At 66.7% G+C, this 26,255-nt stretch carries 30 protein-coding genes and 1 pseudogene; 16 read left to right on the top strand and 15 right to left on the bottom strand.

The genetic code is table 11. The features are described from left to right. Positions 1–5: 5 nt before the first annotated feature. The 3 genes from NLR35_RS04735 to NLR35_RS04725 are packed head-to-tail and all read right to left on the bottom strand — an operon-like array spanning position 6 to position 3,145. Positions 6–1,391: a nitrilase-related carbon-nitrogen hydrolase gene (locus tag NLR35_RS04735; protein WP_257165398.1), complete on the bottom strand. Its 1,386-nt coding sequence runs from the start codon at positions 1,389–1,391 to the stop codon at positions 6–8. 12 nt (positions 1,392–1,403) lie between these two features. Beyond that, positions 1,404–1,757, bottom strand: coding sequence for a diacylglycerol kinase (locus NLR35_RS04730; RefSeq protein ID WP_006609160.1), 354 nt, complete (start codon positions 1,755–1,757; stop codon positions 1,404–1,406). Beyond that, entirely contained in the window at positions 1,757–3,145 is a 1,389-nt protein-coding gene (locus tag NLR35_RS04725) for a class II 3-deoxy-7-phosphoheptulonate synthase (RefSeq protein WP_257165397.1), read from the bottom strand. The genes NLR35_RS04730 and NLR35_RS04725 overlap by 1 nt, the downstream gene beginning before the upstream one ends. Before the next feature lie 309 nt (positions 3,146–3,454). On the opposite strand from NLR35_RS04725, the gene NLR35_RS04720 reads away from it, so the two are divergent. Then, positions 3,455–4,189, top strand: coding sequence for a metallophosphoesterase (locus NLR35_RS04720; RefSeq protein ID WP_257165773.1), 735 nt, complete (start codon positions 3,455–3,457; stop codon positions 4,187–4,189). On the opposite strand, the gene NLR35_RS04715 is transcribed toward NLR35_RS04720, so the two are convergent. Both NLR35_RS04715 and NLR35_RS04710 read right to left on the bottom strand, forming a co-directional pair. Then, the gene (locus NLR35_RS04715) at positions 4,190–4,918 is read right to left on the bottom strand and encodes a sulfite exporter TauE/SafE family protein (RefSeq protein ID WP_257165396.1); all 729 of its coding nucleotides are present in this window, start codon (positions 4,916–4,918) and stop codon (positions 4,190–4,192) included. A 38-nt stretch (positions 4,919–4,956) separates the two neighbouring features. Next, positions 4,957–5,166, bottom strand: coding sequence for a DUF5379 domain-containing protein (locus NLR35_RS04710; RefSeq protein ID WP_257165395.1), 210 nt, complete (start codon positions 5,164–5,166; stop codon positions 4,957–4,959). Between the two features lie 449 nt (positions 5,167–5,615). Between NLR35_RS04710 and NLR35_RS04705 the strand changes: the two genes are divergently transcribed. The 3 genes from NLR35_RS04705 to NLR35_RS04695 all read left to right on the top strand — a co-directional run bounded on the left by NLR35_RS04705 (position 5,616) and on the right by NLR35_RS04695 (position 8,246). Beyond that, on the top strand, positions 5,616–7,328 hold the full coding sequence (locus tag NLR35_RS04705; protein ID WP_257165394.1) for a jacalin-like lectin: 1,713 nt from the start codon (positions 5,616–5,618) through the stop codon (positions 7,326–7,328). A 187-nt stretch (positions 7,329–7,515) separates the two neighbouring features. Next, on the top strand, positions 7,516–7,839 hold the full coding sequence (locus NLR35_RS04700) for a helix-turn-helix transcriptional regulator (protein ID WP_257165393.1): 324 nt from the start codon (positions 7,516–7,518) through the stop codon (positions 7,837–7,839). Beyond that, the gene (locus NLR35_RS04695; RefSeq protein WP_257165392.1) at positions 7,836–8,246 is read left to right on the top strand and encodes an SRPBCC domain-containing protein; all 411 of its coding nucleotides are present in this window, start codon (positions 7,836–7,838) and stop codon (positions 8,244–8,246) included. Before NLR35_RS04700 ends, NLR35_RS04695 begins: the two co-directional genes overlap by 4 nt. Before the next feature lie 25 nt (positions 8,247–8,271). Here NLR35_RS04695 and NLR35_RS04690 read toward each other — a convergent pair whose 3' ends face one another. Then, positions 8,272–8,397 carry a hypothetical protein gene (locus NLR35_RS04690; RefSeq protein WP_257165391.1) on the bottom strand — a complete coding sequence of 42 codons (126 nt, stop codon included), beginning with the start codon at positions 8,395–8,397 and terminating at the stop codon, positions 8,272–8,274. A 37-nt stretch (positions 8,398–8,434) separates the two neighbouring features. On the opposite strand from NLR35_RS04690, the gene NLR35_RS04685 reads away from it, so the two are divergent. Next, entirely contained in the window at positions 8,435–8,650 is a 216-nt protein-coding gene (locus NLR35_RS04685) for a hypothetical protein (RefSeq protein WP_257165390.1), read from the top strand. Positions 8,651–8,688: 38 nt separating this feature from the next. Here NLR35_RS04685 and NLR35_RS04680 read toward each other — a convergent pair whose 3' ends face one another. Further along, positions 8,689–9,915 carry a caspase family protein gene (locus NLR35_RS04680; protein WP_374940788.1) on the bottom strand — a complete coding sequence of 409 codons (1,227 nt, stop codon included), beginning with the start codon at positions 9,913–9,915 and terminating at the stop codon, positions 8,689–8,691. 270 nt (positions 9,916–10,185) lie between these two features. Here NLR35_RS04680 and NLR35_RS04675 point away from each other — a divergent pair, with 270 nt between their 5' ends. From NLR35_RS04675 to NLR35_RS04665, 3 genes are all read left to right on the top strand, one after another. Further along, entirely contained in the window at positions 10,186–10,356 is a 171-nt protein-coding gene (locus NLR35_RS04675; RefSeq protein WP_257165389.1) for a hypothetical protein, read from the top strand. A gap of 204 nt (positions 10,357–10,560) precedes the next feature. Beyond that, positions 10,561–11,049 carry a thermonuclease family protein gene (locus NLR35_RS04670; RefSeq protein ID WP_257165388.1) on the top strand — a complete coding sequence of 163 codons (489 nt, stop codon included), beginning with the start codon at positions 10,561–10,563 and terminating at the stop codon, positions 11,047–11,049. Between the two features lie 73 nt (positions 11,050–11,122). Further along, positions 11,123–12,220 carry a D-alanine--D-alanine ligase family protein gene (locus NLR35_RS04665; RefSeq protein WP_257165387.1) on the top strand — a complete coding sequence of 366 codons (1,098 nt, stop codon included), beginning with the start codon at positions 11,123–11,125 and terminating at the stop codon, positions 12,218–12,220. A gap of 24 nt (positions 12,221–12,244) precedes the next feature. Here the strand turns inward: NLR35_RS04665 and NLR35_RS04660 are convergent, their stop codons facing one another. From NLR35_RS04660 to NLR35_RS04650, 3 genes are read right to left on the bottom strand one after another with little or no spacing between them, the layout of a single operon-like run. Then, a complete protein-coding gene (locus NLR35_RS04660) occupies positions 12,245–13,444 on the bottom strand; it encodes an efflux RND transporter periplasmic adaptor subunit (RefSeq protein ID WP_257165771.1) in 1,200 nt (399 codons plus the stop codon). Between the two features lie 2 nt (positions 13,445–13,446). Further along, positions 13,447–15,813, bottom strand: a complete 2,367-nt coding sequence (locus NLR35_RS04655; protein WP_257165386.1) for an FtsX-like permease family protein — start codon at positions 15,811–15,813, stop codon at positions 13,447–13,449. Further along, entirely contained in the window at positions 15,807–16,466 is a 660-nt protein-coding gene (locus NLR35_RS04650) for an ABC transporter ATP-binding protein (RefSeq protein WP_257165770.1), read from the bottom strand. Before NLR35_RS04650 ends, NLR35_RS04655 begins: the two co-directional genes overlap by 7 nt. A 516-nt stretch (positions 16,467–16,982) precedes the next feature. Here NLR35_RS04650 and NLR35_RS04645 point away from each other — a divergent pair. Both NLR35_RS04645 and NLR35_RS04640 read left to right on the top strand, forming a co-directional pair. Next, a complete protein-coding gene (locus NLR35_RS04645) occupies positions 16,983–17,618 on the top strand; it encodes a hypothetical protein (RefSeq protein ID WP_257165385.1) in 636 nt (211 codons plus the stop codon). Between the two features lie 139 nt (positions 17,619–17,757). Beyond that, positions 17,758–17,973 carry a hypothetical protein gene (locus NLR35_RS04640; protein WP_257165384.1) on the top strand — a complete coding sequence of 72 codons (216 nt, stop codon included), beginning with the start codon at positions 17,758–17,760 and terminating at the stop codon, positions 17,971–17,973. A gap of 590 nt (positions 17,974–18,563) precedes the next feature. On the opposite strand, the pseudogene NLR35_RS04635 reads toward NLR35_RS04640, so the two are convergent. The 5 genes and pseudogenes from NLR35_RS04635 to NLR35_RS04615 all read right to left on the bottom strand — a co-directional run bounded on the left by NLR35_RS04635 (position 18,564) and on the right by NLR35_RS04615 (position 20,777). Next, positions 18,564–18,834 (bottom strand): annotated as a pseudogene (locus NLR35_RS04635) (hypothetical protein). Positions 18,835–18,854: 20 nt separating this feature from the next. After that, the gene (locus NLR35_RS04630) at positions 18,855–19,259 is read right to left on the bottom strand and encodes a thiol-disulfide oxidoreductase DCC family protein (RefSeq protein WP_257165383.1); all 405 of its coding nucleotides are present in this window, start codon (positions 19,257–19,259) and stop codon (positions 18,855–18,857) included. A gap of 277 nt (positions 19,260–19,536) precedes the next feature. Next, positions 19,537–19,950, bottom strand: coding sequence for a GFA family protein (locus tag NLR35_RS04625; protein ID WP_257165382.1), 414 nt, complete (start codon positions 19,948–19,950; stop codon positions 19,537–19,539). A gap of 18 nt (positions 19,951–19,968) precedes the next feature. Continuing rightward, on the bottom strand, positions 19,969–20,448 hold the full coding sequence (locus NLR35_RS04620; RefSeq protein WP_257165381.1) for an SRPBCC domain-containing protein: 480 nt from the start codon (positions 20,446–20,448) through the stop codon (positions 19,969–19,971). Beyond that, complete coding sequence (locus NLR35_RS04615) at positions 20,445–20,777, bottom strand: helix-turn-helix transcriptional regulator (RefSeq protein ID WP_257165380.1); 333 nt, start codon at positions 20,775–20,777, stop codon at positions 20,445–20,447. Before NLR35_RS04615 ends, NLR35_RS04620 begins: the two co-directional genes overlap by 4 nt. An 882-nt stretch (positions 20,778–21,659) precedes the next feature. Here NLR35_RS04615 and murI point away from each other — a divergent pair. From murI to NLR35_RS04585, 6 genes are all read left to right on the top strand, one after another. After that, entirely contained in the window at positions 21,660–22,457 is a 798-nt protein-coding gene (gene murI, locus NLR35_RS04610; RefSeq protein ID WP_257165379.1) for a glutamate racemase, read from the top strand. Between the two features lie 12 nt (positions 22,458–22,469). Further along, on the top strand, positions 22,470–23,243 hold the full coding sequence (locus tag NLR35_RS04605; RefSeq protein WP_257165378.1) for an HpcH/HpaI aldolase/citrate lyase family protein: 774 nt from the start codon (positions 22,470–22,472) through the stop codon (positions 23,241–23,243). A 58-nt stretch (positions 23,244–23,301) separates the two neighbouring features. Beyond that, a complete protein-coding gene (locus NLR35_RS04600) occupies positions 23,302–23,688 on the top strand; it encodes a cupin domain-containing protein (RefSeq protein WP_257165377.1) in 387 nt (128 codons plus the stop codon). A 96-nt stretch (positions 23,689–23,784) separates the two neighbouring features. Next, the gene (locus tag NLR35_RS04595) at positions 23,785–24,600 is read left to right on the top strand and encodes an acyltransferase (RefSeq protein ID WP_257165376.1); all 816 of its coding nucleotides are present in this window, start codon (positions 23,785–23,787) and stop codon (positions 24,598–24,600) included. A 216-nt stretch (positions 24,601–24,816) separates the two neighbouring features. Continuing rightward, complete coding sequence (gene rpsD / locus NLR35_RS04590) at positions 24,817–25,434, top strand: 30S ribosomal protein S4 (protein ID WP_257165375.1); 618 nt, start codon at positions 24,817–24,819, stop codon at positions 25,432–25,434. Positions 25,435–25,637: 203 nt separating this feature from the next. After that, positions 25,638–26,180, top strand: a complete 543-nt coding sequence (locus NLR35_RS04585; RefSeq protein WP_306577251.1) for a hypothetical protein — start codon at positions 25,638–25,640, stop codon at positions 26,178–26,180. Positions 26,181–26,255: the final 75 nt, after the last annotated feature.

Genomic DNA, 26,255 nt, shown 5'->3' with positions numbered 1-26,255 from the left:
GGGCGTCAGCCTCGGTCGTCGCGCGCGTCCGTCGCCGCGGGTGCGACGAGGTCGGGCGCGATGACCTCGCCTCCTGGTCCCAGCGCGTCCGCAGGCTGCCAGCGGTTGCGCAGCGCTGCGAGGCGACTCAGCTGCGGCGGCGAGATGTCGCCGAGGAGCGTGAAGCCTGGGCCGACCTCGTCGCCATGCGGCGTCGATGCCTGCGCCGAAGCAAAAGCGAGCGCGCCGGAGAGACTGGCCAGTGCGTCGAGCAGCGTCGCGCGCACCCTCGCCAGCAGCTCGCGATGCGGGCCGCTCCCAAGCTGTCCCGGCAGGATGGTCTCGAAGCCTGCGACGGCGGCAGCGATCGGCACCACCTCGGCGGCCACACCGAGCCGTGCCGCGGCCGCGATCGCCGCATCCTGTGCCGGCACCGCCGTGTCCGGCCCGGCCAGCACGACACCGCGCACCTTCGCCGGCCCGAGCGCATCCACCGCAATCGCCAATGACAACACGGTTTCGAGACTCGCCGTCAGGCCAAGCACGACTCCATTCAATCCACTCTTGCCGACATGGTCGCGCAGTCCGAGCACGCGCGCCGCATAGTCGGCCTCGTCGCCCTCGATCAGCTTGGCGACCGGACCCTGGCCCTGCCAGCCGTCGGCTCCCCTGCTCCACGCCAGCGTACTGACATCATCGACGAAGGCCGGACGTTGCGCCGCCACGGAGAGATCGGCGTTGAGCGCGAAGGACGCGCCGTCGAACACTTGTCCGACCTGCCCGCCGGTCTGGTTGAGCCAGATGAGCGGCAGGTCGCTTTCGGTGACGCGGGCCACCGCGGCCGACAGCCGCCGATCGCCGCCGCCGCGCACATAGCAAGCGGCTGCGGAGACCACGACGAGCTCGGCGCCCGTCTCCGCCAGGGTCTCGACCACATTCTCGTCGCCGGCCCCTTCGGGCCAGATGTCCTCGCCGATCGCGATGCCGATGCGCACACCGCGCACGCTGACCGGGCCGGCCGCGGGGCCGCGCAAGAACAACCGCTTCTGATCATCAGGCAGATTGATCTTGAAACGCGTGGCGGCGACGCGGCCGCCGTCGAGCAGCGCCACGGCGTTATACAGCTTGCCGTCCTCGACCCAGGGCGTGCCGATCAGCACGGCTGGTCCGCCGTCTGCGGTCTCGCGCGCCAGCGCCTCGATCGCCGTGCGGCACGCCAACAGGAATGCGGCGTCCAGAACGGACTGCTGCGGCGGAGCGCCGGCGAGGAACAGCTCCGGCAGCACCAGCAGATCGGCGCCATCGGCCGCCGCCTTGCTGCGCGCCTCTCGCACCTTCGCAGCATTGCCCGCGACGTCGCCGGCCACAGGATTGAACTGCGCCAGCGTGATCCGGAAGCTGTCAGCGGCCATCGCTCGGCTCGTTCACAAGAGCCCGAGCCGCTCGGCGATCGCAAACAGCCAGAAGCCGCCGGACATCAGCAGCGCGGCGCCCACGGCGGCGGAGCCGAGGTCCTTCACGCGGCCGATCTGCAGATCGTGCTCGGTGGTCAGGCGATCGGCGAGCTTCTCGATCGCGGTGTTGAGCAGCTCGACGACCAGCACCAGCATGACCGCGCAGACCAGCTCGACGCTGCGCATCGGCGTCGCGCCGATCACGTAAGCCAGCGGCAGCGCCAGGATCAGCGCGATCACCTCCTCGCGCACCGCCTGCTCGGAGCGGAGCGCGAAGGCCAGGCCATTGCGCGAGTTGAGCGTCGCGCGCCAAAGACGCAGCATCAGAAGCCCGCGACCGCCGGCATCGGGGTGGACTTGCCGCCGCGCTGCTGCTTCAGCAACTCGGCGATCAGGAACGCCATGTCGATCGACTGCTCGGCGTTCAGCCGGGGATCGCACACCGTGTGATAGCGGTCGTTGAGATCCTCGTCGCTGATCGCGCGCGCGCCGCCGGTGCATTCGGTGACGTCCTGCCCGGTCATCTCCAGATGAATGCCGCCGGCATGGGTGCCCTCGGCGGCATGCACCGCGAAGAAGGCGCGCACCTCGGAGATGATGCGATCGAACGGCCGGGTCTTGTAGCCCGAATTCGACGTGATGGTGTTGCCGTGCATCGGATCGCACGACCACACCACCTTGCGCCCTTCCTTCTGCACCGCGCGGATCAGCCCCGGCAGGTGGTCGCCCACCTTGTCGGCGCCGAAGCGGTTGATCAGGGTCAGCCGTCCCGGCTCGTTGTCGGGATTGAGGATGTCGATCAGCTTGAGCAGTTCGTCCGGCTTCAGCGACGGACCGCACTTCAGGCCGATCGGATTCTTGATGCCGCGGAAGTACTCGACATGGCCGTGGTCGAGCTGGCGGGTGCGGTCGCCGATCCAGATGAAATGGCCTGAGGTCGCGTACCAGTCGCCGGTGGTGGAGTCGACGCGGGTGAAGGCCTGCTCGTAACCGAGCAGCAGCGCCTCGTGGCTGGTGTAGAAATCGGTGGCGCGCAGCTCAGGGTGGCTCTCCAGGTCGAGGCCGCAGGCGCGCATGAAGTTGAGCGCCTCGGAGATGCGGTCGGCCAGCTCCTTGTAGCGCCGCGACTGCGGTGAGTCCTTGACGAAGCCGAGCATCCATTGATGCACGCTGCCGAGATTGGCGAAGCCGCCGGTGGCGAAGGCGCGCAGCAGGTTCAGGGTCGCGGCCGACTGCCGGTAGGCGTCGAGCTGGCGGTGCGGATTGGGGATGCGCGCTTCGGCCGTGAAGGCGGTGTCGTTGACGATGTCGCCGCGATAGCTCGGCAGCTCGACGCCGTTGATCTTCTCGGTCGGCGACGAGCGCGGCTTGGCGAACTGGCCGGCGATGCGGCCGACCTTCACCACCGGCACCGCGCCGGCATAGGTCATGACGACGGCCATCTGCAGCAGCACGCGGAAGAAGTCGCGGATGTTGTTGGCGCCGTGCTCGGCAAAGCTCTCCGCGCAGTCGCCGCCCTGCAGCAGGAACGCCTCGCCCGCGGCCACCCGCGCCAGGGATTTCTTGAGGTTGCGCGCCTCGCCGGCGAACACCAGCGGCGGGAAGGTCGAAAGCTGCGCCTCGACCTCGGCCAGCGCCTTCTGGTCGGGATAATCAGGCACCTGCTGCACCGGCTTGGACCGCCAGCTCTCCGGGCTCCAGCGCTCCGTCATGGCTCTCTACTCCCTCTCAATCTCAGCACGCTTCGTTCCCCGCGCAGCGGCGCGCGCCTTATACACAGCCTGTCTGCGCACCGCCACTTGGATTTTAGATCGTCCGGCCAAGCCCTTGCGGTTGCGAAAGGATTTGGCTCACGCGGAGAATCGTCCCGAGCAACTGTCGCTCTTTGCCGCGCCATGCTATGAGCAACACCAAGCGCCGATTTGACCATCAGCTTGCGGGCGCGTTTCCAAATGCAGCTAAAGCGAACGGTCCGCCGCATGGCCATGCCCCTGCCCGCCGTTCCCCGAACGGAGGCTCTCATGCGGTTTGCGGCCATTGCAGACATCCACGGAAATTCCGACGCACTCGCGGCCGTGCTGGCGGACATTGCGGATCTCGGCATCGATGAGGTCGTCAATCTCGGCGATCATCTCAGCGGCCCGCTGGAGCCGGTCCGCACCGCCGAAATGCTGATGGCGCGTGGCTTTCCTTCCGTTCGTGGCGACCAGGACCGGCACATAGTCGACCTTGCCCGTAGCGGCTCCTCGTCTCGCCGTGATGTCAGTGCACTGTCTCAGGCGCATGTCGGCTGGCTCGCGGCGCAACCGCCGACATTGACCTATCGCGATGACGTCTTTCTCTGCCACGCTGCACCGGACGACGATGCGGCGTTCTGGCTCGAGGAGATGATGGATGACGGCACGCTGCGTCCGAATAGTCTCGCGCACATCACGGCGCGTGCGAGCGGCATCGATGCGTCGCTGATCCTGTGTGGACACAGCCATATTCCGCGCGTGGTGCGGCTGCGTGACGGCCGGCTCATCGTCAATCCCGGCAGCGTCGGGCTGCCGGGCTACCGCGGCCGCCCGCCGAATATCTATCAGGTGGAGACCGGCACGCCGGATGCCTGTTACGCGATCCTGGAGCGCCGACGCGGTCCATGGTCGGTCACGCTGCGCTACGTGCCGTATGATGCCACGGCCATGTCGGCCCGCGCCCGCCGTCATGGCATGCACGACTGGGCCAACGCAATCGCGACCGGTTTCGTCGATTGATCACACCACTAGCAGCAGCCCCGACGCCAGCAGAATCCCCAAAATGATCTTCCTGAACAGCGCGTCGTTGACCTTGCGGAAGGCGAGGATGCCGAGCGCGGTGCCGGCGAGCAGTGCCGGGATACTCAAGGAGAGATCGATGACCACCTTGGACGACAGGTCCTGCCGCGCCAGCATCACCGCGAGCGAGGCGAGCTGGATGGCGGCGATGAACGGCTGCACGAGGCCGCGCTGCTCGGTCTTCGGCAGGCCGTGCATCTCGCACCAGATCGTCGGCAGCGCACCGGGCATTGCGGTGAGGCCGCCGATGAGACCGCCGCCGAAGCCCACGATCGCGGTGCGACTGCGGTTCATCGGCTGAAGGCTGCCGAGCGCCGGCTTGAACAGCATGTAGCCGGCGTAGATCGCGATCGTCGCGCCGAACACCTGCTGAAACAGTCGCGCATCCGCATTGTGCAGCAGCCACAGCGCAAGCGGCACGCCGAGCAGTCCGCCCAGGATCAGGACGAGGCTCTCCTTCCAGCGGATGCTGCTGCGAAGCGCCCAGAGATTCGTGGCCTGCACGCCGACGCTGCACGCCATCATCAGCGGCACGGCCTCGAGCGGTTGCAGGCTGTGCAGCAGGATCGCGCCCGCCACGGCGGAAAAGGCAAATCCGGCCAGGCCGGAGACGAAGGCGCCGAAGAAAACCGCGGCGCTGAGCAGCAAGAATGATCCGAGTCCCGGCATGAAAAATCTCCGGCTGATGAAAATGAAATGATGGATCGTCAATCGGTGGTCTGGAGCGTCGCAACCGGACTTGCCCCCGCGCGGTCCGGCGTGTCCGCTCCTCGCAGAATCGCAATCGCGACGATGTGCAGGATCAAGAAGAAGGCGAGAACGACGGCGCCGAGCCATTGCTTCGAAGTGACTGGCTTCGAAGTGAATGGCTTCGACCTGATCGGCCTGAGCCGCGGCGGAACCTGATGGGCCTGCATGTCCGGTGTCTCCAGCAAGTCGTATCGGATTGCTAGCAGCCCAGCGTCCCCTCAGCGTCCCCCGATAGGAGTATGGCACGGCATTCGATACGAGCGCCGCCCGACGCCTCGGCCAGCCTGCGCTGCCTCGTTCCGTGTACGACGCAAGCGCGGTTCAGGACCGTGATCAGGCTCACGCGGACGAATGGCCGCCGACACACACTGCGTTGTTTGCTGGTGCCCTCACCTCAGGAGTCCAAGACCGTAGATGCCAGATGGCGCTCGGTTGCATTCGCATCGCATGGCACGGCGAAACGTCGACCTTCGATGCGCGGCAATGACAACCTGGGCTGGCGCGCGTCCGCATGACACGTGCCACGCAGAACATCCATCGATCCGTCATCACACCGACATTCGGCGGATGATATCGCGCGCCCCTCTATCCAGCATCATCGATGGGGAAACGACCAATGACACTTCGCCTATGGGCCGGCGCAATCGCGTTCGGATGCGCCAGCCTGCTCGGCAGCGCGCTGCACGCCGCCGACGGAACTTTCAACACGCTGACCTACAACGTCGCGGAAACGCCGACCGCCTACAACGGCGGCAGCGACGCGCATTCGCGCGTGATCAGCTGCTATCTGCGCCAGTTCGGCATCGTCAACGTGCAGGAGGATTTCCTCTGGCATGCTGCGTTGTACGACACCTGCGACAACCATCCCTATCGCACGCCGACCTCCGGCACCGCCGGAATCGGCGACGGCCTCAACACGCTCAGCACCTATGGGTTCGACGATCTCGACCGCGTCACCTGGACCAAGCGCGCCGATTCCGACGCGCTGACGCCGAAGGGATTCTCGCTGGTCCGCACGCGGCTGGCCGAGGGCGTCTATCTCGATTTCTACAATCTGCACGCCCAGTCCGGCACGTCGGCCACCGATCTCACCGACAGCGAGTCCGACGTCGCGCAGATCCTGAGCTATATCGAGGCGAATTCCGCCGGCAATGCCGTCATGGTGATGGGTGACACCAACACGCGCTACACGCGGGCCGGCCAGAACATGTGGGAGTTCCTGCATCATGGCTTCAGCGACGCCTGGGTCGAGGCGGTGCGCGGCGGCAGCGTGCCGCCGATCGGCGATCCGCTGGTGTGCGGCGATACGCAGACGGCACGGCCGGATTGCGAGATCGTCGACAAGGTGCTGTGGCGCAACAACGGCTTCCTGACCCTGCAGGCGTCCGGTTATGTCGACCGCCAGGATGCGCTGGATTCAAACGGCGCGCAGCTGTCCGATCATCACCCCGTCGAGGTCGACTGGAGCTACGCGACGGCATCGAACCGCAAGCTCAGCGACCAGTTCGGCGGCCCGCACGGCACGAGCTACAACGATGTCTCCGCGCTGCCCGCCAATCCCGTCGTCAGCAAGCTGACCATCCGCACCGGCAATCGCGTCGACCAGGTCGAGCTGACGCTTTCGAACGGCTATGTCTACAGCCATGGCGGCACCGGCGGTACGGCGCAGAGCCTGGCGCTCGGCAGCGGCGAGTATCTCACCTCGGTCAATCTGTGCAGCGACCAGTATCAGGGCCACACCCGCATCTTCAGGATCGCGTTCGGCACCAGCGCAGGCCGCACCCTGTCGGGCGGCACGACGACGTCGAACTGCACCAGCTACACCGCTCCGGGCGGCTGGCAGATCACAGGCTTCCATGGCCGCTCCGGCGACGGCATCGACAAGCTCGGCGTCGTCTACGCGCCGGTCTCCACCGGAGCGGCACCGTCGCGCCAGCCGGTCCGCATCGTCAACCGCACGTCGGCGCTGTGCATGGACATCAGCGGCGGCACCATGGCCGACGGCACGGCCGTGATCCAGTGGAACTGCACCGGCGCCGCCAACCAGACCTGGAGCTACGACGACGCCTCCGGCATGATCCGCAGCATGCAGGACCCGCACTACTGCCTCGACAACAACGGCACCTATGGCGACGGCGCGCAGCTGATCATCTGGACCTGCACCGGCAACAACAACCAGCGCTTCCGCTATGATGCGGCCGCCGGCACGATCGCGGTGCGCAGCTATCCGGTCGAGGTGATGAGCCAGAACGGGACCTCTCTCGGCAATCAGCTGCTGACCGCGACCGCCTCGGCCGCCGGATCGCAGCAGTGGACGTTGACGCCCTGATCCGCCTCGCCACGACGCATGATCCGGACGGCGCTTCCGTCCGGATCACCCACAATGCCGAGGGTTGATCACCGCGCCGAGACGGACGGCCGCCCCCGTCCCGCGTCGCGCCGGCAAAGCCTTTCCGCTTGCCAGTTCATAACCGAACAGTTATGCATTAATCCATAACCAACGAGTTATGGATCGAATGCCGCGCTCTCCCGACCTGCTGTTCCGAACGCTCGCCGATCCGACGCGGCGCGCGATCTTCGAGGGGCTTTGCCGTCATGGCGAGCAGACGGTCGGCGCGCTGACCGCCAAGGCCGGCGTGTCGCAGCCGGCGGTGTCGAAGCATCTCGGCCAACTCAAGCAGGCGGGCCTGGTGCGCGAGCGGCACGAAGGCCGCCTCACGCATTATCGCGCGCAGCCGAAGGCGCTGGCGCCGCTGCTCGACTGGACCAGCAAGATGGCCGCGTTCTGGGAGGCCCGGTTCGACGATCTGGAAACTCTGCTCAACAGGATGGATCAATGACCACAGCCGCGCCGGAGACCCGCACCGTCATCGTCGAGCGCGAGTTCGCGCATCCGCCGGAAAAACTCTGGCGCGCGCTGACGCAGCCGCATCTGATCGCGGAATGGCTGATGGCGAATGATTTCGTGCCGGCCATCGATCATCGCTTCAAGCTGAAGGCCGACTGGGGCGTCGTCGACTGCCAGGTCATGACCATCGAGCCGCAGAAGATGCTGTCCTACAGCTGGGCCGCGCTCGGCCTCGACAGCGTCGTGACCTGGACGCTGACGCCGACCGCGACAGGAACGCACCTGCGCATGGAGCAGACCGGCTTCGCCGCCGACCAGACCCGCGCCTATCAGGGCGCACGCTACGGCTGGCCGAAATTCCTCGACGGGCTGGAGCAGACTCTGGCGCGGCTCGACTGAGCCGCACTGACGGACAACTCCATCGTCATTCCGGGGCGACGCGCGCAGCGCGGCGAGCCCGGAATCCACTGAGCAGCGGAAACTGCCGCTTGATGGATTCCGGCTCGTGCTTCGCACACCCCGGAATGACGAAGGAGAGTTTCTCGCGCATTCATCTTATCTAAGGTTGTCATCACAGGGAGGAACCGATGAATTCGACCAACACGATCCGCCAGATCCATCGCTGGGTCTCGATCGCCTTCACGCTCGGCGTCATCGTCAACATCGTGGCGATGACGCAGACGCAGCCGGCGTTTTGGATCGGCCTGCTGGCATTGATCCCGCTGATCGTGCTCTTGGGCACCGGGCTCTATCTGTTCGCGCGGCCCTATCTCGCGCCGAGAACGGTCAGGGCCGAAAGCTGAGCCGACGTCATCGCTGAAGGCTGACGCTTCGGCGCCGCCTACTCCAGCCCGTTCGACGACACCCAGCCGACGACACCGTTCCAGACCGCGCGGCACGACGTGAACCGGCTGACACCGTCGCCGGGCATCACGCAGCCTCCGACCATCGCGGTCTCGCCGGCGGGAATGCGCGTCAGAATCTCCGACTTCTGCCCGGGCTCTCGGCGCAGATTGAGATAGCCCTGCGAGACATTGCGCTTGATCATGCGCGGCACGAGATGCGGATTGGGCAGGATCGCCTGCGCGCGCTCGATCGGCGACTCCACCGGGCGCGCGGCCGTCTGCGTCTTCTTCATCTCCTCGATGCGCGCCCGCGCCATCGAGCCGTAGGGCGTCGCGCCGAACTGGCGCACGAAATCCTCGAGCACGGCGATGCTGGTGGTGTTCTGCGTCACCGCCCAGGCACGCTCGGCCGGATCCGACGACGCGCCTGCTGCGGGCGGCGCTGTCGACGCCGGCGCGAACGCCTGACCCGCGAAGAAGAAGTCGCCGTCGACCGGCGAGCTCGACACCCAGGGCTGCTGGGTGCCGCCGGTCGCCCGCTTCACCTCCAGCCCGACCTGGTTGAAGGTCTTGAAGATGTCGAGGCCGGGCCGCCGGATCGTCTCGGCGAGCGCCTTCGTGAACGGGCTGTTGCCGTCGCGGCCATCGAGCGCGACGTTGCCGGGCTGGGTCGCGAACGAGATCAGCGTGCCCTCGGGCGCGCGCATCTGCGCAAGCCCGCCGACGCCATCGCGCAGGCCGCGGCCGCCGAACGGATTGTTGCGGCAGGCATCGAGGATCACGAGATTGAGCTTGGTGCCCGCGCTCTCCATCTGCCGCAGCACGACGTTGACGTCGAGCATCTGGAAGTCGACGTCGGCCTCGCGCGACGGATTGGCATCGACGGGCACCAGATAGTTGGCGCCGCGCACCTGCACGCCATGGCCGGCATAATACACCAGCGCGACATCGGCGCCGCGCGCCTTGGCACCGAACTCCTGCACGGCGCGACGCATCGTGGCCTCGTCGAGATCGAGCCGCGCACTGCCGCCGACCAGGTCGAAGCCGAGACCCTGAAGCGTCTCCGCCATCAGCTCCGCATCGTGCTTGGGATTGTCGAGCCGGCTGACGCTGCGATAGGCGGAGTTGCCGATGACCAGCGCGATGCGCGTATCGGCGAGCCCAGTGCCGCACAGGCTAAGCCAACTCAATGCTGCCAACGCCAGCACCATCCATCGCCGCATCGGGTCCCCCGTCGATCGCTTTGACCGGGGAACTTATACGCGGTCTGTCGCAGCTGAAAAGCGCGGCGACCTTCTCGCAGACGGCGCCCGATCAGCGTGCGCTTCATGCCCCGTTGCTCGGCTTAGCGAACGAAGATGTCATCTGGAGGTACTCTGGTCGGGCAATGAGCAAGCCGGTGCAAAATTCTCGCGGCATCACGGAACAATGTTGAACGACCGTCGTTTCGAAAACTTGCCGGCGCGGCAGGGAAGCGAAAGATGTCAGAGTTGATGACCCAGCCGGACAAGCTGCGGGCCGACGCGGCCGAATGCGCCCTCATCCGCGATCTCGCCACCGACCGCGACAAGCGCGAATTGTTCGCGCGCCTCGCCGAACATCTGAGCAACCTCGCGGCCGAAGTCGAACGCGCCGCGCGCGCCGCCGGATCACGCGTCAGCTGAAACGCCGCCGATCACGTCCGCCGCAACGGCGTCGCGATGCTCGGCGACACAATCGGACGACTGGGCTCCGCTATAAGGCACGATGATTCGCGATCGATTCGTCCGACGACGCGCTCACGCCCTTCTCTGCCATAGGTCCCCGTCTTGCGATCCATCCTCCTTCGCCTCTGCTGCATCGTTCTTCCCGTCGTCGTTCTTCCCGTCATGGCCACTCTGCCTGCGGCCGCAGCCGATCTCATCGGCCGCGCCAGCATCGTCGATGGCGACACCCTGGATGTCCACGGCGAGCGCATCCGTCTCTGGGGCATCGATGCGCCCGAGAGTGCGCAATTCTGCCGTGGTCGCGACCGCAAGCCCTATCGGTGCGGCGCGCTGGCCGCCAACACGCTCGACGCCTTTGCGCGCGGCAAGCTCGTGCGCTGTCGACCGATCGAGGGCGATCGCTACGGCCGCATCGTCGCACGCTGCGCCGCCGGCGGTGCTGATCTCGGCCAGTTCATGGTATCGCGCGGGCTAGCGCTCGAAGAGCCGCAATATTCCCACGGCGCCTACGCGGCCGACCAGCTCGCCGCGCGCCGCTCCGGGCGCGGCATCTGGTCCGGCCGCTTCGTCGAGCCGCCGGTCTACCGCAGCTGCATGCATGCCGGCGGCACAACGCTGCTGTGCTCGGATGGCGAGATGCGCTCGCGGTGAACGGCGCGATTGCGACGGGCCGAGCTCTCGCTGTACGGTCTCGCACCGCAAAGTCTCAGGCTGGTGACGAACGATGACTGACACAAAGACACGCGTGGCGATCCTGTTCGGCGGACGCTCGGCGGAGCACGACGTGTCCCGCGCCTCCGCTGCCAACATCTTCCGCTCGCTCGATGCCGGCCGCTACGCGATCACCTTGATCGGCATCACTCCTGACGGCCGCTGGGTGCTCGCCGATGCCGCGAATGATGCGCCCGGGACGGCGCTGACGGTGCCTGCGGACGGGCCCGACATCGTGCTGCTGCCCGCCGGCCGGGGCCGCGCGCTGGTGCTCGGCGACGGCGCCCCGCGCGAGCTCGCTTTCGACGTCATCTTCCCGGTGCTGCATGGTCCGAACGGCGAGGACGGCACCGTTCAGGGCGCTCTCGAGCTGGCCGACGTCGCCTATGTCGGCGGGCGCGTGATGGGATCGGCGGCGGCGATGGACAAGGACGTCGCCAAGCGCCTGCTGCGCGACGCCGGCCTGCCGATCGTGCCGTTCGTCACCATGACGGAGGCAGCGCCGGTGAGCTACGAAGACGCCGCGCGCGCGGTGGGTTCGCCCGAGCTGTTCGTCAAGCCGGCCAATCTCGGCTCCTCCGTCGGCATCTCCAAGGCGCGCAACGCCGTTGAATTCGATGCCGCCTGCAAGCTTGCGCTGCGCTTCGACCTGAAAATCCTGATCGAGCGCTGCATCTCCCCGGTGCGCGAAATCGAATGCGCCGTGCTGGAGCACGCGAACGGCGAGATCAAGGCTTCCGAGCTCGGCGAGATCGTGCCGGCGGACAGCCACGGCTTCTACTCCTACGAGGCGAAATACACCGACGCCTCCGGCGCCTCGCTGCATGTCCCCGCGCAGGTCGAGCCGGCCCTCGCCGCGCGCATTCGCAAGATGGCCACCGAGGTGTTCGGCGTGCTCTGCTGCGAGAGCCTGGCGCGCGTCGATGTCTTCGTCCGCGGCGAGGAGATCTACGTCAACGAGGTGAACACCCTGCCCGGCTTCACCAACATCAGCATGTATCCGAAGATGTGGGAGGCCACCGGCCTGCCGCAGCCCGCGCTGATGGACGAGCTGATCGCGCACGCGCTGGCGCGGCACGCGCGGCTGAGGGCGCTGGCGTCGCAGCGGTGAGGCCGCTTCCACGAGCAGCGCGGATCAGCGCGGCGCGACCTTGGCGCCGTCAGCAACGCGATCGCTGGGATAGATGATCACGACATCGCCGCTGGCGATGCCGTCGGCCACCGCCGCGAACCGGCCGGAGCGGCGGATGATCCGCAATGTGCGCAACTCGGCGCGGCCGTCCTTCAGCACGAACACCGACCAGTCCTCGCCGCGCTTGAACAGCGCCCCGGTCGGCACGATGGTGACGTCGTCCTGGGTGAAGACGACGATCTGGGCATCGAGCTGATAGCCATCGCCGAGCCGCGACCACTGCTCGGCCGGCGAGACGATGTCGATCAGCACGTTGACGCGCTGCTCCTCGACGCCGAGCGTCGAGATCTTGGTGAAGGCCGCCGGCTCGACGCGCCGGACCCGCCCCGACAGGCGGCCCGGGCCGCCCCAGCGATCGATCGTCACATCGGCGCCCGGACGGATCTCCACCGCATCGGTGCTCAGCACGTCGATCACCACTTCGAGATCGTGGGGATCGCCGACGTCGAGCAGCGGCGCCCCCGGCAACACCGCGGTCTCGCTTTCCTGCGTCACCTTCAGCACGAGCCCGCCGACCGGCGCTGTGATGGTCCAACTCTCCGCGGGCGCATCGGCATCGGTGTTGCCGCCGTAGCGCGACAGCAGCGCGCGGAGCTGGTTGAGCTCGTGTCCGGCAGCATGGTCGACATATTCTGCGGCGCGCAGGTCGCGTTCGGCGATGCGCATCGCGAGCTCGGCGCGCTCCTTCGCCTGCGTCGACGCCGCTCCGCTCGCGGCGAGTGCGGTCGTGCGCGCCAGATCGGCGCTCGCCTGCGCGCTCTGCGCCTGCGCCCGCGCAACAACCGCCTTGGCGCGCTCGACATTGGCATCGGCCGCGCCGAGCCGCTCCTCGACCTCGCGGCGCGCGCGCGGATCCAGCAGCGGGGCCGGCGCCGGCGTGATGGTGGCGACGACGTCGTCGGCCTTGACCTGGTCGCCGGCCTTGAAGCGGATGCGTCCGAGCCGGCCGGCAAGCGGCGCGGCCACGACGTAGCGCTGGCGCACCCGCGTCTTGCCGTCGTCCTCGACGGTCGCAACGAACCGCCCTCGCGTCACGACAGCCGTCTCAACCGGGACCGGGCTCGGCATCATCATCCAGGCGACACCGGCGGCGACCGCCAGAGCCGCTGACAAGATAATGATACGGCGCAACACCAAACGCATGCTCATTCCCTGGTCTTGAGGGCTGCGACCAGATCGAGCCGGTCGACCCGCCGGCGGACGATGATGGCGCTGATCGCGGCGCTCGCCAAGACCACTGCGGTCGCGATCAGATAGGTCCGCGGCGCGATCACGCCGGGAATTTGAAAACTCTCGCTGGAATGCAACCGCGCGATCAGCGCGATGATGCCGCGCGACAGCAGCAGGCCGAGCGGAATTCCGACCGCGATCTCCAGCGCGAACTCACCGAACAGGATGCCCGCGACCTCTGCCCGCGTGAAGCCGAGCACGCGCAGGCTGGCCAGCTCCCAGGCCCGCTCCTGCAGGCTGATGCGGGCGCTGTTGTAGACCACACCGACGGTGATGATCGCGGCAAAGCCGGTGAGGATTCCCGCGGTGACGAACACCAGGCCCGCGATCTTGTCCATGAAGGATGCGACGGCATAGGCCTTCATGGAGACGGATTCGATCATCGGCAGGCTCTTGAACCTCGTGCCGAGCGCGGCCAGCGCCGTGGGGTCGACATGCAGGCTGGCGGCCGAGATCACCGTGCCTTCGCCGGTGAAGCGGTTGAGCGTGTCGATGTCCATGTAGGACGCCATCCCGATCGCCTCGTCGACGATGGCGCTGACCGGCACGTCGCGGCGGCGCCGCCGGCCCTCCATGGCTTCCACCGTGACGAGATCGCCTGCGCTCAGCGCCAGCCGTTCGGCGAGCCGCCGCGTCAACGTGATGCCGTCGGGAGCAGCCACGATCGGTCGGCGCGCCGCATCATGCGGCCGGCGCAATTCATCCGTCGGCGCGAGGCCGACCACCGAGGTGAGATAGCTGCGATGGCCGGCGCGCAGCCGCACCGGCACGATGCGCTGACCTTCGGCCAGCAGCACGCCGGGCTGCCGCGCCAGATCGCGCAGCACCGCGCGGTCCACCGGATGCGGAAAGGTGATGCTGGCATTGCCGCGCTCGACCAGGTTGAACTGCAGCTCGATCATCTCGCCGATCGCATCGCGCCAGAAGATCCCGAGCACCATCATCGGCACGGCAAAGGCGATGCCGACGACCGTGAACAGCGAACGGAACGGACGCCCCGCGACGTTGCGCAGCATCATCATCCGCCGCGCGCGCCGTGCACCGCCCGGCACGATCAGTTCGATCCAGGAGCGACGAAAGCCGAGCGGCATTGCCGGCCGCATCGCCTCCGCCGGCGCCAGGCTGACGACCGCGCGCAGCGCCGTGACGACGCCGAGCGACCCGGCCGCAGCGCTGATCGCGACGCCGGCCAACATCGCCCAGGGCGCCAGCCGGAACGGCAGCTCCGGCAGGCGGAAGAAGCCGTGATAGCTCGCAATCATCGCCTGCCCGAAGCCGAAGCCGCCGGCGATGCCGAGCAGAGAGCCGATCAGCACGATCACCAGCATCAGCGCGAGATAGTGCACGGTCAGCGCGGAGGTCGGAAAACCCAGCGCCTTCAGCGCGGCGATCTGCTCGCGCTGCGCGGCGACCAGCCGTCCGAGCGCGCTGTTGAGCAGGAAGGCGGCAACGCCGAAGAAGATGATGGGAATGGTGATCGACATCACCTTCTGCTGGTTCAGCTCGTCCTCGAGAAAGCGGTTCGAGGGCTGGTCGCGCCGCGCGATCGCGCCGATCGAGCCATAAGGCTCGAGCAGCCGGTCGAGCTCCTCGATGACGGGCTGCGCCGCGGCCCCCGGAGCGAGCGCGACCACCGCGTCGTTGAACGCGCCCTTCATGTCGAAGGCGGCCTCGGCCGCGCTGCGGTCGACCCACAGAATGGCGTAGAGGCGATCGTCCGGGATCGGCAATCCCGGCCGTACCGCGTAGACATATTCCGAGGACAGTGCGATGCCCGAGACCCGGAACGCCTGCAGCCGGCCGTTGAGCAGCACCCGGATCTCGTCGCCCGGCTTCACGCCATTCGCCTCCGCAAAGGCCTCGTTGACGGCGGCGCTGCGCGCATCGCCGGGCGCGGGCGCCGTGCCGCGGCGCAGATGCAACCGGGCCAGCGGCTCGTCGCCTCCGCGACTGAGCGAGACCAGGCGCGCGGAGACCGGCTGCGACGCGGCGGGCGCGTCGACGATGACCTCGCGCACGATGCGCGGCTCGACCGCCAGGATGCCGGCGATGGCGTTGAGCCGCGCGACCAGCGCCAGCGGCGCGCGCTTCAGGGTGACGAAAACCTGGGGAAACCGCGCCTCCGCATAGAACTGCTCGCAGCCGGCGCGCAGCGATTGATAGGTCGAGACCGAGCCCACGAACACGGCGACACCGGCGGCGACCAGCAGCGCGATCGTGATCACCTGCCCGCGCATGGCGCCGATGTCGCGCCAGAGCTTGCGGGTGAGCAGGCTCACCACGTCACCTCCTCGGCCGAGAGCCGTCGCGGATTGCGCGTCTCGCCGACGATGCGGCCGCCGCCGAGCCGCAGCACGCGATCGGCCATGCCGGCGATCGCCGCATTGTGGGTGATCACGACCGTGGTGGTGCCGAGCCGCTCATTGGCCCGCGCGATCGCGGCCAGCACGACCTTGCCGGTCTCGTAGTCGAGCGCGCCGGTCGGCTCGTCACACAACAGCACGTCCGGCGCCTTGACGATGGCGCGGGCCACGGCCACCCGCTGCTGCTCGCCGCCGGACAGTTGCGAGGGAAAATGCTCCATCCGCTTCTCGAGGCCGACGAGCTTGAGTACCTCCAGGGCATCGAGCGGCCTCTCGGCGATCTCGGTGACCAGTTGGACGTTTTCGAGCACGGTCAGGCTCGGGATCAGATTGTAGAACTGGAACACGAAGCCGACATGCTCACGCCGGTAGCGCGTGAGCTCGGCATCATCGGCCCCGACCAGCTGGTGATCCCGCCATTGCGCATCGCCCGACGTCGGACTGTCGAGCCCGCCGAGGATGTTCAGCAAGGTCGACTTGCCGGACCCCGACGGCCCGAGCAGCACGACGAACTCGCCCTCGTAGATGTCGAGATCGACATCCCGTAACGCATGTACCTCGACCTCGCCCATGCGATAGGTCTTGGATAGCTTACGGGCACGAAACACCGGCGCGGCGCCCGGTGGCTCCGGAGGTGCGGCAGCACTCGCGTCGTTGGTGGTGGCCGGACTCGTCAAACCGTCATTCCTGCCGTGGAGGCACGCCTTCCATGCCTGTTCCCGTGGCACTGGACCACATCTCTGACCATCGGTCTGCAGCCGCCCGCGCCAGTTGATGCAGGTCAAGCGCGCGGCATCACCGGCGCCAGGGCCTGACCTCACACCGGCTCATGTCCATTCCACGGCTACGACTACGTCAATCAGCACGCCGCCGAGGAGTGCCGCCACCCAGCATGTCCCACGAGGATGGGCGAAACCACCCGCCCTCACGCCCCCGCGCTGATCGACCGCCTGATCGCCCAAGCCCGGCACGGCATTCGTGGTTACGGAACTGGCGCCGCAGCGCAGAGCGCCTATATCCGGCCAGCACGTCGTCGCCTCAGGTCCACGGGTTGACCTAAGCAATCGCGATCATGGCAAGGATATCAATTGAGCAGACACCGCGCCTCTATCCTCAGGACCTTGCTGATCGCGCTCTGTCTGGTCGCTGCGATTGGCGCACCCGCGCGGGGCGAGGACGAAGCCTCGCACATCAAGAAATTCGAGAAAAGTGAGTTCGACGGCATCGACTTCAAGGGACAAAGCGAATTCGAAATTCACGATCCAGACCTCTTACCGAAGCAGCTCGTGAGGGCGATCGAGCTGACCAACTGCCGCTACAAGGAGGACCTCAAGACGGTGCCAGTCCGCTTCCTTGTCGTCGAAACCAAGCCGTTCGTGCTCGTTCCCTGTTTCGGCATGGCTACCACGTGGCACGAGATCTTCGACCTTCAGGACCGCCGACGGCCCCGGTTGCTGCCGCTCGCGAAGATGGCCCCCGAACGCGGCTTGGTGGCAGCCGACAGTGCCGGCTTCGTCACCTGGAACAGGGATGACCAGGTGTTCGAGGCCACCGGGGGAAACGACATGTGTACGGGAGCACTCAGACACATCTACAAGATCGCGCCCTATGACAAAGGGCTGTCACTGATAAGGGTCGACTTCCGGCTGGACAATTGTGGAGCGGGTGCATGGAAGACGTTATGGACCGCGCCGCCCTGGCCTACACGCGAGCAACTTCAGTGATGCTGCCTTCGGCCCAACGCCGATCGAGCGAGCTCGGGGGCGAAACACAACGGCGTCATGCCGATTGACGCCCGATCCGACATACGCCCGCCATACGCCGCGGCTACCAATCGAACGCACAGCCTTGACGAGGAGCACCATGGCCGACAACGACCTCGAAATCTTCCTGACCGCGCGCAACGTGCTGGTCGAAATGCGCCTGAATTTGGCCAAGGCCGTTTCGGCCGGTTACAAGAAGGGCGAAACCGAAATTGCGGTCAAGAGCCTCGTCGAGGTCCAGCAAGCCATCGACGTGATCGACCACGCGAGCGAGGAGCTGGAGGAGCTCGACGAAAGCGAGCACGACGAGGACTGAAGCGCTGGGCGCGGTCAGGCCGTGGCATGCTGAACCGACCTTCCTCAGAGATCTACTAGCCCGGTGTCGCGGCGATCGAGGATCCGGCGACGATGGATCAGTCTGTGCGTGGGCAAAAGGCGCAGCCGCCCGTCGTGTCATCCCGAGCTCGTCATGCCGCCGTGCCCCCCATCTCAGGGCAGAATGCGCCGCCGACGGGTTTTTGCCGACCTCTCACGAGCGATGTCATGAGCCAACGACGCCGCCAGATGCAGCGCCCTCTCCCCTTGTGGGAGAGGGCATGTACGGCCGATCCGCATGCGCGGTTGGGTGAGGGGTATGTCTCCTCAAGTATCATTCGCGGAGACATATCCCTCACCCAAGTGAATATGCCGCGCCACCTACATGCCCTCTCCCACAAGGGGAGAGGGCACAGTTGCAGCCACCGCGCTCCTGTTCGCAAATGATGGCAGCACTGCCGGGACGAGCGCTACCAGGTGGCGCAGCGAGGCCAGACGACCGCGTAGCTCGCAAACTGCTGAAGGCTTTGCTCTCAATAGCAGGATGGCATGGAGCGACGGACCACTGCTCACGTTCCCAGCGCAAATCGATTACACCAAGGTCGCGACCTCATAGATCAGCACGGCCGCCCCGAGGCAGCGCCGCCACGGATTGACGCCGCGCGAGCTCATCGACGGCCCAGACGACGAGACTGGCCTTGACGAGGCCATCCAGCTTGTCGCCGGTTGGGCCCTGCGGGTGCCAGACCCAGCCTATGAGGCTCCCCACCAGCGCGATCCATAGCGCCGGGTTCGGCATCTGCGCGATGGTGATCTCGCCGGTTTCGCGATTGCGGAAGAACCAGTCGATAAAACGCGACATCACACCGCCAGCTTGCCCGGTCACGCTCGGCGTCCCTCCTGCCCCTGACGCTGCAGGATGCGTCCCAGCTTGCGGGAGATCAACGGCCGCACGGGAAGAAACAGCCTGTAGCCAAGCTCGAGCACCGCCAGCGCCCCAGGCAGCGAGGCCACACGCGCCGCCCAGCGCCAGCGCGGCAGACGGCGCCAGACCTCGACGAACGCGGCGGCGCCGGACAACAGCCGCCCGTCTCTGGCGCGCACATGAAACCGCGCCATCGCCTGCCCCTGCGTCAAGCCCTCCGGCGTCTCGGCACCCGGTTGGGAGACGTCGACGAAACACAGCGCGCCGGCCTGGTCCGTCCGGCCGTAGTAGCCGATCTCCGCCCGGCACAGCGGGCAGGAGCCGTCGAAGTAGACGGTCGATTGTGCAGACTCTGGCGCCATGCGGATCTCCAAGACACCGACACCGGTCCCGGAGCTTAAACGTCCGCGCGAGGGTTTTGGGTCTGTGGCTCTCTAAGTTTCTTTGGGAGGACGCCCACAGACACGGCTATCGCATTGGAGAATGCGCCCATCGCGGCAAAACGACTCCCAATTAGTGACTCCGTCATGCCCGGGCTTGTCCCGGCCATGACGACGTGGAAACAGTCCAGCCCGAGATGGAGCGCCGTACGCGATCGGCCTGCGGTGACAATCCAGAACTGTCACCGCGCCGCCCTACTCATCGCGGCGGCATCTTCTCGAATGCCGGCAGCGCCGGATCGAGGTGATCCCAGGCATATCCGGCCGCCGTCCAGGACACCAGTTGCGGCCGGTAACGGCTGGGATCGTCGAGGCTTGCCGGGGTGACGATGAACACATCGGGCATCGCCGGGAACGTCATGTGCATCGACGAGCCGCAGGTCGGGCAGAAGGCGCGCCGCTTCACGGTGCCGCCGTCGCCGGTCGTCTGCCAATGCGACACCTCGCCGTCGACCTTCACCTCCGCCGCGACGAAGGTGAGGTGCGACTGATGGCCGGTGCCGCTGTCGCGCTGGCACTGCCGGCATTGGCAGTCCAGCATCACAGCCGGCTCTCCCTTGATTTCGTAGCGCACCGCGCCGCAGGCGCAACCGCCGGCATAGACATTCGTCATGGTGGCTCTCCCTCGGCGTCAATGCGGCCGCTGCAGCGATGTCTCGTCGGTGACGAGCTGATCGAGCTTCTTGACCACCGTCTTCCAGCCCTCGCCCATCTTGCGATACGCGGTCTCGTTGGCCGGCAGCACGAACCCGGAATGGACGAGGCGCAGGCGCGTGCCCTTGTCCGCTGTTGCAAGGGTGAAGGTGACCAAGGTCTCCAACGGCGCGCCGTAGCCGACATTGCCGGCATGGCCGCCTTTCCACGCATAGGACAGCCGCTCGTTCGGCACGACCTCCCGCACCTCGCAATGAATGGTGCCGTCCCATTCCCCGGCCGGCGTGGTCTGGAAGGTGAAGCGCGTCCCCACCACGGCTTCAAACCCCTTCGGCGCCATCAGCCAGCGGCCGATCAGATCGCCATTCGTCAGCACCTTCCAGATGACATCAGGCGCATGCGGGAAGACCTCCTCCACCACGATGGCGTGCGTGTCCGGCTTCACGATTTGAGTCATGGATCGATGTCCTTCAGCAGTTTTCTCAGATCGGCGAAGCGGTCGCGCCAGAACACGCCGTAATGGCTCATCCAGTTCGCCAGCGGCTCCAGGCCGCGTGGCTCGGCGCGGTAGTAGACCTTGCGCCCCTCCGGACGCTCGCAGACGAGGCCCGCCTGCTTCAAGGCTTTCAAATGCTGCGAGATCGCGCCCTGCGTGACGCTGCTGCCGCGGGTCAGCTCGACCACGGTGATCTCGTCAGCGTCGACGATGCGCTCGAACACGGCCCGCCGCGTCGGATCCGCCAAGGCGCGCATGACGGCAGTAATGGGTTCGGCTGCTTCGATCATGCAGAAACAATAGCGCTCACTAATGAATTAGTCAATGCTAATTATTCCGGGAACTCGTCCCCTCCCTGCGCTCTTCCGGCGCGCCGGCCTCATCCGAAAATCCGAATCTTTCTTCTTCCGTTTTTCAGAAGAACATGCTATGTTGCTGCATCCCGCCTCACTTGAGGGGCGCATCGCGATCGTCACGAGCGTGGAGTGCGGGATGCGGTGGGCGTGTCGGGTTGCAGCGTGAGCGATCATGCCGACGAACGATCCGATGCGCACGGCGAAATCGTGTGGTCCTGGTCTCCCGGTGCTGAGATCAAGCCTGCGCTGCCAAGTCTGGACGAGCGCGCAAGGCGACGGGGTCAAAAGCCGGTCCCCGGGGAGAGCACGTATAAGCCGTAGCGCCATCGCGCGGGGAAGGCCGGATGATCCGGCCCGTACCTGTGGTGACTGCCGCCTGCTTTTTTTCTGCAGGCGGGCCATGGGTGCGACCGGCACCCGGCCTTCCCCGCGCCCTCATTGTCGAGAGGGCGATGAGACGAGCAACACTCGGACGCGAAAGCGGGTGCGAGGATGAGATGCTGTGCCTCCACACTGAGTTGTCGTCCCGGGCAAGCCGCGACGACGCGACAGCGGCGGCGCGGCGCCGACCCGGGACCCGGACTCCGCGGCGGTCGTGTAAGGCAGGATGGAGCTGGCAGCCTTTGCGCCCATGCAAGCCGGTGGTTATGGATCCCGGCGTACGCCGGGATGACACTGAATGTTTGGCGGCTGCGGGGGCTTACGGATACATGTTTGAACCTTCGCCTCCGCCACGGAACACACCGAGACGCCCTACTCCCGCCAAACCCGGCAGAAAAACCGACTGAACCCTCCCCGATCCGGTACACTCGCGACGTGACCCACCGCCCGACGATTCTCGTGTTCGACTCCGGCCTCGGCGGCCTCAGCGTTTTGCGCGAGGTGGTGGGCGCGCGGCCCGATGCGCATTACGTCTACGTCGCCGACGACGCCTTCTTTCCCTATGGCCATCACAGCGAGCCGGCGCTGATCGCGCGCGTGGTGCCGCTGATGGGCGAACTGATATCAGCGCACCGGCCGGACCTGATCGTGATCGCGTGCAACACCGCCTCGGTGCAGACGCTGGCGCCGCTGCGCGCCGCCTATGCGACGCCGTTCGTCGGCACCGTGCCGGCGATCAAGCCGGCCTGCGCGCAGTCGCACACCAAGCGCGTCTCCGTGCTCGGCACCAAGGCCACCGTGCAGCGCGAATACACCCACGCCCTCATCCGCGACTTCGCGCAAGGCTGCGCGGTCACGCTGGTCGGCTCGCCGGACCTGGCTTCGCTGGCCGAAGCCGCGCTCAGCGGAACCAGCGTCGGCGATGCCGCAATCGCGGCCGAGATCGCGCCTTGCTTCACCGGCGATGCCGACAACGCCGGCACCCGCACCGACACGGTGGTGCTCGCCTGCACGCATTATCCGCTGCTGCTCGACCGCCTGCAGAGGCTGGCACCCTGGCCGGTCGCATGGATCGATCCCGCGCCGGCGATCGCGCGCCGCGTCGTCGATCTCCTGGGGCCGTCGACCACGAGCGCCGGCGACGGCGCCGCCAGCATGATCTTCACCTCGAACAAGCCGCATCAGCTCAGCCGCGCGCTGACGCCCTATTTCGGCGGCCGCGTGCCGGCCTGACGGAGGCCCAGGATGTCTGCGACACCCAAACCGCTCAACCGCCTCAAGCAGGCCTGGCGCGACAAGCGGCCGACCTTCGGCGCCATCGCCACCATCCCGAGCATCCAGACTGTGCGCATCATGGCGCAGTCGCTCGACTGGATCATCGTCGACCTCGAGCACGGGCCGATCGATCTCTCCACCGCGCATGCGATGATCACGGCGACTGCGGGCACCCCCTGCGTGCCGCTGGTGCGCATCGCCGCCAACGAGCCGCATCTGGCGAAAGCACCGATGGATCTCGGCGCGCTCGGCATCAACTTCCCGATGATCTCCAGCCGCGCGGATGCCGAGAAGGCGGTGCGCGCCGTGCGCTATCCGCCCCGCGGCGACCGGCTGTGGGGCCCGTTCCATGCGCCGTTCCACTGGAACGTGTCGATGGCCGATTACATGGCGACCGCCGACGACGACATGATCTGCATGGTCACGATCGAGCATGTCGAGGCCGTCGAACGCATCGACGAGATCATGGCCACGCCCGGCATCGACATCGCGGTGATCGGCCCCGGCGATCTCGCCACCTCGATCAACAAGCGCGGCCAACTCGATGATCCCCAAGTCAAATCCCTGATCGCCCGCGCCGAGGCCGGCATCCTCAAATCCGGCGTGCCGATCGGCGGCGCGGCCCGGTCGGCCGAGCAGGCCAATGCGATGATCGAACGCGGCTACCTCGCACTCGCGCTCGGCTTCGACTGGTCCTTGTTCCAGCGCGGCATTGCTGCGAGCTTCGAGGGGATCAAGCGCTAAACCGAGAACACGCCGAACTTCACGTTCCAAACGAAAAACAACATTGGGGGAGAAGCTCATGATGAAGAAGACGATTTTCGGCCTGACGCTGGCCGTGCTCGGACTCGGCGCCGCCCTGGCGCAGCAGCCGGCAATCAAGCGCACGCTGTTGAACAAGACCGATTTTCCGGACGGCCATACCATCGTGCAGGCGATCGCCGAGGTCCCGGCCGGCGGTGCCGCGGGCCGGCATACCCACCCGGGCGTGGAGACGGCCTATATCCTCGAGGGCGAGGCCGAGCTGATCGTCGAGGGCCAGCCCGACCGGCACCTGAAACCTGGCGACTCGTTCCAGATCCCGGCCGGCGTCGTTCACGACGCGAAGGTTCATGGCGACAAGGGGCTGAAGGTGCTCGGCGTCTACGTCGTCGACAAGACCAAGCCGCTGGCCTCGCCGGCGCCATAGAGGGGGGCTTTCGCCGGACCGGCAGGCGGTGCTAACAGCAGCCGCCGCCGGAGACCGGCAGGCCACCAATGATAGATCGGGAGTGACGGGTTCAGAATGCGCGGAAAGACCAGGCCGATCTCGCTGCACCGCCGTCTGATCATCGATCTGATGCACGCCTCGCGCGACGTGCCGTTCGTCTCGCTGGCGCGCATGATCGAGATCGGCCCGTTGCTGGAGGCGCGCGCCGCGGCCGTCCGGCCGCCCGGTTTTGCCGCCATTTTCGTCAAGGCGTTCGCGCTGGTCGCCCGTGACGAGCCGGTGCTGCGCACGCTCTACACCGGCTGGCCGCAGCGCTGCCTCTACGAGCTGCCGCGCAGCGTCGCCACCGTCACCATCGCCAGGGTCGAGAATGGCGAGGATTGCGTGCTGCCGCAGCGCGTCTCCCGGCCGGACGCCATGTCGCTGGCGGAGATCGATGCCGTGATCCGGGAGGGCAAGGAGGCGCCGATCGAGGACGTCGCCATGTTCCGCAAGATGATGCGGGCGACCCGGCTGCCGCTTCCCTTGCGCCGGTTCGCCTGGTGGGTCGGGCTGAATTTCGGCCGCCAGCGCGCCAACTGGTTCGGCAATTTCTCGGTCACCAGCGTGGCCGCCTGCGGCGGCGGCCAGCTGCTCGCTTTGAGTCCGGGGCCATTCATCCTCAATTACGACGTCGTCCGGCCGGACCAGACGATTTCCATCCTGATCCGCTGGGATCACCGGGTTACCGACGGCGCCATGATCGCCAGGACTGCGATACGGCTCGAGGAGGTGCTGAACGGGGAGATCGCGGCCGAGCTCAGGGCTTTACCGCCGGGATTGGCAGTGACCGACCGGGCGTGCGAGGCGAACCGGCCGAAAATCACCGCGATCGGGGGGCCGCAGGGGTGATTTGCCGTCAAATCGGCGGTTACAGTTTGACAGACCAGCGGTTTCTCCCTTAAGAACCGCCCTGCTCGCGGGCCGCTTTCGGCCCGCGTTGCGTTTCGCGACCCGTGGCCTCGTCCCCTCACGCTTTGGGGATCGGCCTGTCGGTGGACCGGGTTTCCCGGACACACAGGAGGGCGCGTTTCCTCAACCCCGAACGAAAGACTTAAAGAGGACGCGATGACTAAGCGCAGTGAGGCGAAGTACAAGATCGATCGCCGCATGGGCCAGAACATCTGGGGCCGCCCGAAGAGCCCCGTCAACCGCCGCGAATACGGCCCCGGCCAGCACGGCCAGCGCCGCAAAGGCAAGCTCTCCGACTTCGGCGTGCAGCTGCGCGCCAAGCAGAAGCTGAAGGGCTACTACGCCAACATCTCCGAGCGCCAGTTCCACGGCATCTATGTCGAGGCCGGCCGCATCAAGGGTGACACCGGCGAGAACCTGATCGGCATTCTCGAGCGCCGTCTCGACACCGTGGTGTTCCGCGCCAAGTTCGTCTCGACGATGTTCGCCGCGCGCCAGTTCATCAACCACGGCCACATCAAGGTGAACGGCCGCAAGGTCAACATCTCGAGCTATCAGGTCAAGCCGGGCGACGTGATCGAGGTCAAGGAAGCCTCGAAGCAGCTCGCCGTGGTGCTCGAGGCCAGCCAGCTCGCAGAGCGCGACGTGCCCGACTACATCGAGGTCGATCACTCCAAGATGACCGCGAAGTTCATCCGCATTCCCGCGCTGTCGGACGTGCCGTTCGCGGTGCAGATGGAGCCGCATCTGATCGTCGAGTTCTACTCGCGCTGATCTTGACGGAGCGCCGCTCCGTCCACATCTGATAATCCGAAGGCCCTGGCACGCGCCGGGGCCTTTGTTTTTTGGATTTGTTTCGGATGCGGCAAACCGATTCCCGAATGCCACACTTGCCACGAATTCGCCCCAACCTGGGCTGACAGCGAATCCGTCCCGTGATTCACTGCCGTCAGTTGTAAAGTAGCGGGGCGTTCGCCATGGAGTTCAACAGGCGCAATATCATCTTCGGTGCGTTGCCGACCGAGGCGGTCGGCGCTCCACCTCTGCCGCCGTTGCGGCCGCCGCCCCTCGATGCTTCTCCGTTACGCGCGCGACCCTCCGGGATCCGCTACCGCTTCAACGACGGCCTCTATCCTTCGACCGTCTTCGACCTTCTCGAACGCTCCTGCTGGCACGTCCAGTCCGATGCGACAGCCCATGTGATCCGTCACGTCGGAACAGGGCTCACCTTTGCCGACGCGCAGCTCGGCTACGATCCGTTCGCGCTCGAACTTCTCCATTGTTTCGACGAATCGCCCGAGCCCCTCGACGAATGGCAGACCATGCTGGTCGGCTGGGCGGCGGTGAACATGGGCTGGAACATCAAGCGCCAGCGCCCGGGCGCCGCACTGCTTCTTTCACCCTCGCGGCGCAGCCCGCTGGAGTCGTGGGTGTTCGATTGCGCGGAGGCGCCGCTGCTGGTGAGCCGGCCGATCGATATCTCCAGGCCGCTGCGGCCCGACATCTGGCTCGCGGCGTGATTGCAACGGAGGCGCGTTTTGCGGGAGCGGTCCGAGTTGGGTAAGGTCCTCAAATGAAAGCCGAACGAGGACTGC

It is taken from the genome of Bradyrhizobium sp. SRS-191 (genome assembly GCF_024586915.1).
GTDB lineage: Bacteria > Pseudomonadota > Alphaproteobacteria > Rhizobiales > Xanthobacteraceae > Bradyrhizobium.
This window is presented reverse-complemented; position numbering and strand designations above follow the sequence as displayed.

Excerpts from the sequence above, each read along its gene's own strand:
- NLR35_RS04735 (WP_257165398.1), bottom strand. The coding sequence starts at position 1,391 with ATGGCCGCTGACAGCTTCCGGATCACGCTGGCGCAGTTCAATCCTGTG.
- NLR35_RS04730 (WP_006609160.1), bottom strand. The coding sequence starts at position 1,757 with ATGCTGCGTCTTTGGCGCGCGACGCTCAACTCGCGCAATGGCCTGGCC.
- NLR35_RS04725 (WP_257165397.1), bottom strand. The coding sequence starts at position 3,145 with ATGACGGAGCGCTGGAGCCCGGAGAGCTGGCGGTCCAAGCCGGTGCAG.
- NLR35_RS04720 (WP_257165773.1), top strand. The coding sequence starts at position 3,455 with ATGCGGTTTGCGGCCATTGCAGACATCCACGGAAATTCCGACGCACTC.
- NLR35_RS04715 (WP_257165396.1), bottom strand. The coding sequence starts at position 4,918 with ATGCCGGGACTCGGATCATTCTTGCTGCTCAGCGCCGCGGTTTTCTTC.
- NLR35_RS04710 (WP_257165395.1), bottom strand. The coding sequence starts at position 5,166 with ATGCAGGCCCATCAGGTTCCGCCGCGGCTCAGGCCGATCAGGTCGAAG.
- NLR35_RS04705 (WP_257165394.1), top strand. The coding sequence starts at position 5,616 with ATGACACTTCGCCTATGGGCCGGCGCAATCGCGTTCGGATGCGCCAGC.
- NLR35_RS04700 (WP_257165393.1), top strand. The coding sequence starts at position 7,516 with ATGCCGCGCTCTCCCGACCTGCTGTTCCGAACGCTCGCCGATCCGACG.
- NLR35_RS04695 (WP_257165392.1), top strand. The coding sequence starts at position 7,836 with ATGACCACAGCCGCGCCGGAGACCCGCACCGTCATCGTCGAGCGCGAG.
- NLR35_RS04690 (WP_257165391.1), bottom strand. The coding sequence starts at position 8,397 with ATGCGCGAGAAACTCTCCTTCGTCATTCCGGGGTGTGCGAAGCACGAG.
- NLR35_RS04685 (WP_257165390.1), top strand. The coding sequence starts at position 8,435 with ATGAATTCGACCAACACGATCCGCCAGATCCATCGCTGGGTCTCGATC.
- NLR35_RS04680 (WP_374940788.1), bottom strand. The coding sequence starts at position 9,915 with ATGCGGCGATGGATGGTGCTGGCGTTGGCAGCATTGAGTTGGCTTAGC.
- NLR35_RS04675 (WP_257165389.1), top strand. The coding sequence starts at position 10,186 with ATGACCCAGCCGGACAAGCTGCGGGCCGACGCGGCCGAATGCGCCCTC.
- NLR35_RS04670 (WP_257165388.1), top strand. The coding sequence starts at position 10,561 with ATGGCCACTCTGCCTGCGGCCGCAGCCGATCTCATCGGCCGCGCCAGC.
- NLR35_RS04665 (WP_257165387.1), top strand. The coding sequence starts at position 11,123 with ATGACTGACACAAAGACACGCGTGGCGATCCTGTTCGGCGGACGCTCG.
- NLR35_RS04660 (WP_257165771.1), bottom strand. The coding sequence starts at position 13,444 with ATGCGTTTGGTGTTGCGCCGTATCATTATCTTGTCAGCGGCTCTGGCG.
- NLR35_RS04650 (WP_257165770.1), bottom strand. The coding sequence starts at position 16,466 with ATGGGCGAGGTCGAGGTACATGCGTTACGGGATGTCGATCTCGACATC.
- NLR35_RS04640 (WP_257165384.1), top strand. The coding sequence starts at position 17,758 with ATGGCCGACAACGACCTCGAAATCTTCCTGACCGCGCGCAACGTGCTG.
- NLR35_RS04630 (WP_257165383.1), bottom strand. The coding sequence starts at position 19,259 with ATGGCGCCAGAGTCTGCACAATCGACCGTCTACTTCGACGGCTCCTGC.
- NLR35_RS04625 (WP_257165382.1), bottom strand. The coding sequence starts at position 19,950 with ATGACGAATGTCTATGCCGGCGGTTGCGCCTGCGGCGCGGTGCGCTAC.
- NLR35_RS04620 (WP_257165381.1), bottom strand. The coding sequence starts at position 20,448 with ATGACTCAAATCGTGAAGCCGGACACGCACGCCATCGTGGTGGAGGAG.
- NLR35_RS04615 (WP_257165380.1), bottom strand. The coding sequence starts at position 20,777 with ATGATCGAAGCAGCCGAACCCATTACTGCCGTCATGCGCGCCTTGGCG.
- NLR35_RS04605 (WP_257165378.1), top strand. The coding sequence starts at position 22,470 with ATGTCTGCGACACCCAAACCGCTCAACCGCCTCAAGCAGGCCTGGCGC.
- NLR35_RS04600 (WP_257165377.1), top strand. The coding sequence starts at position 23,302 with ATGATGAAGAAGACGATTTTCGGCCTGACGCTGGCCGTGCTCGGACTC.
- NLR35_RS04595 (WP_257165376.1), top strand. The coding sequence starts at position 23,785 with ATGCGCGGAAAGACCAGGCCGATCTCGCTGCACCGCCGTCTGATCATC.
- rpsD (WP_257165375.1), top strand. The coding sequence starts at position 24,817 with ATGACTAAGCGCAGTGAGGCGAAGTACAAGATCGATCGCCGCATGGGC.
- NLR35_RS04585 (WP_306577251.1), top strand. The coding sequence starts at position 25,638 with ATGGAGTTCAACAGGCGCAATATCATCTTCGGTGCGTTGCCGACCGAG.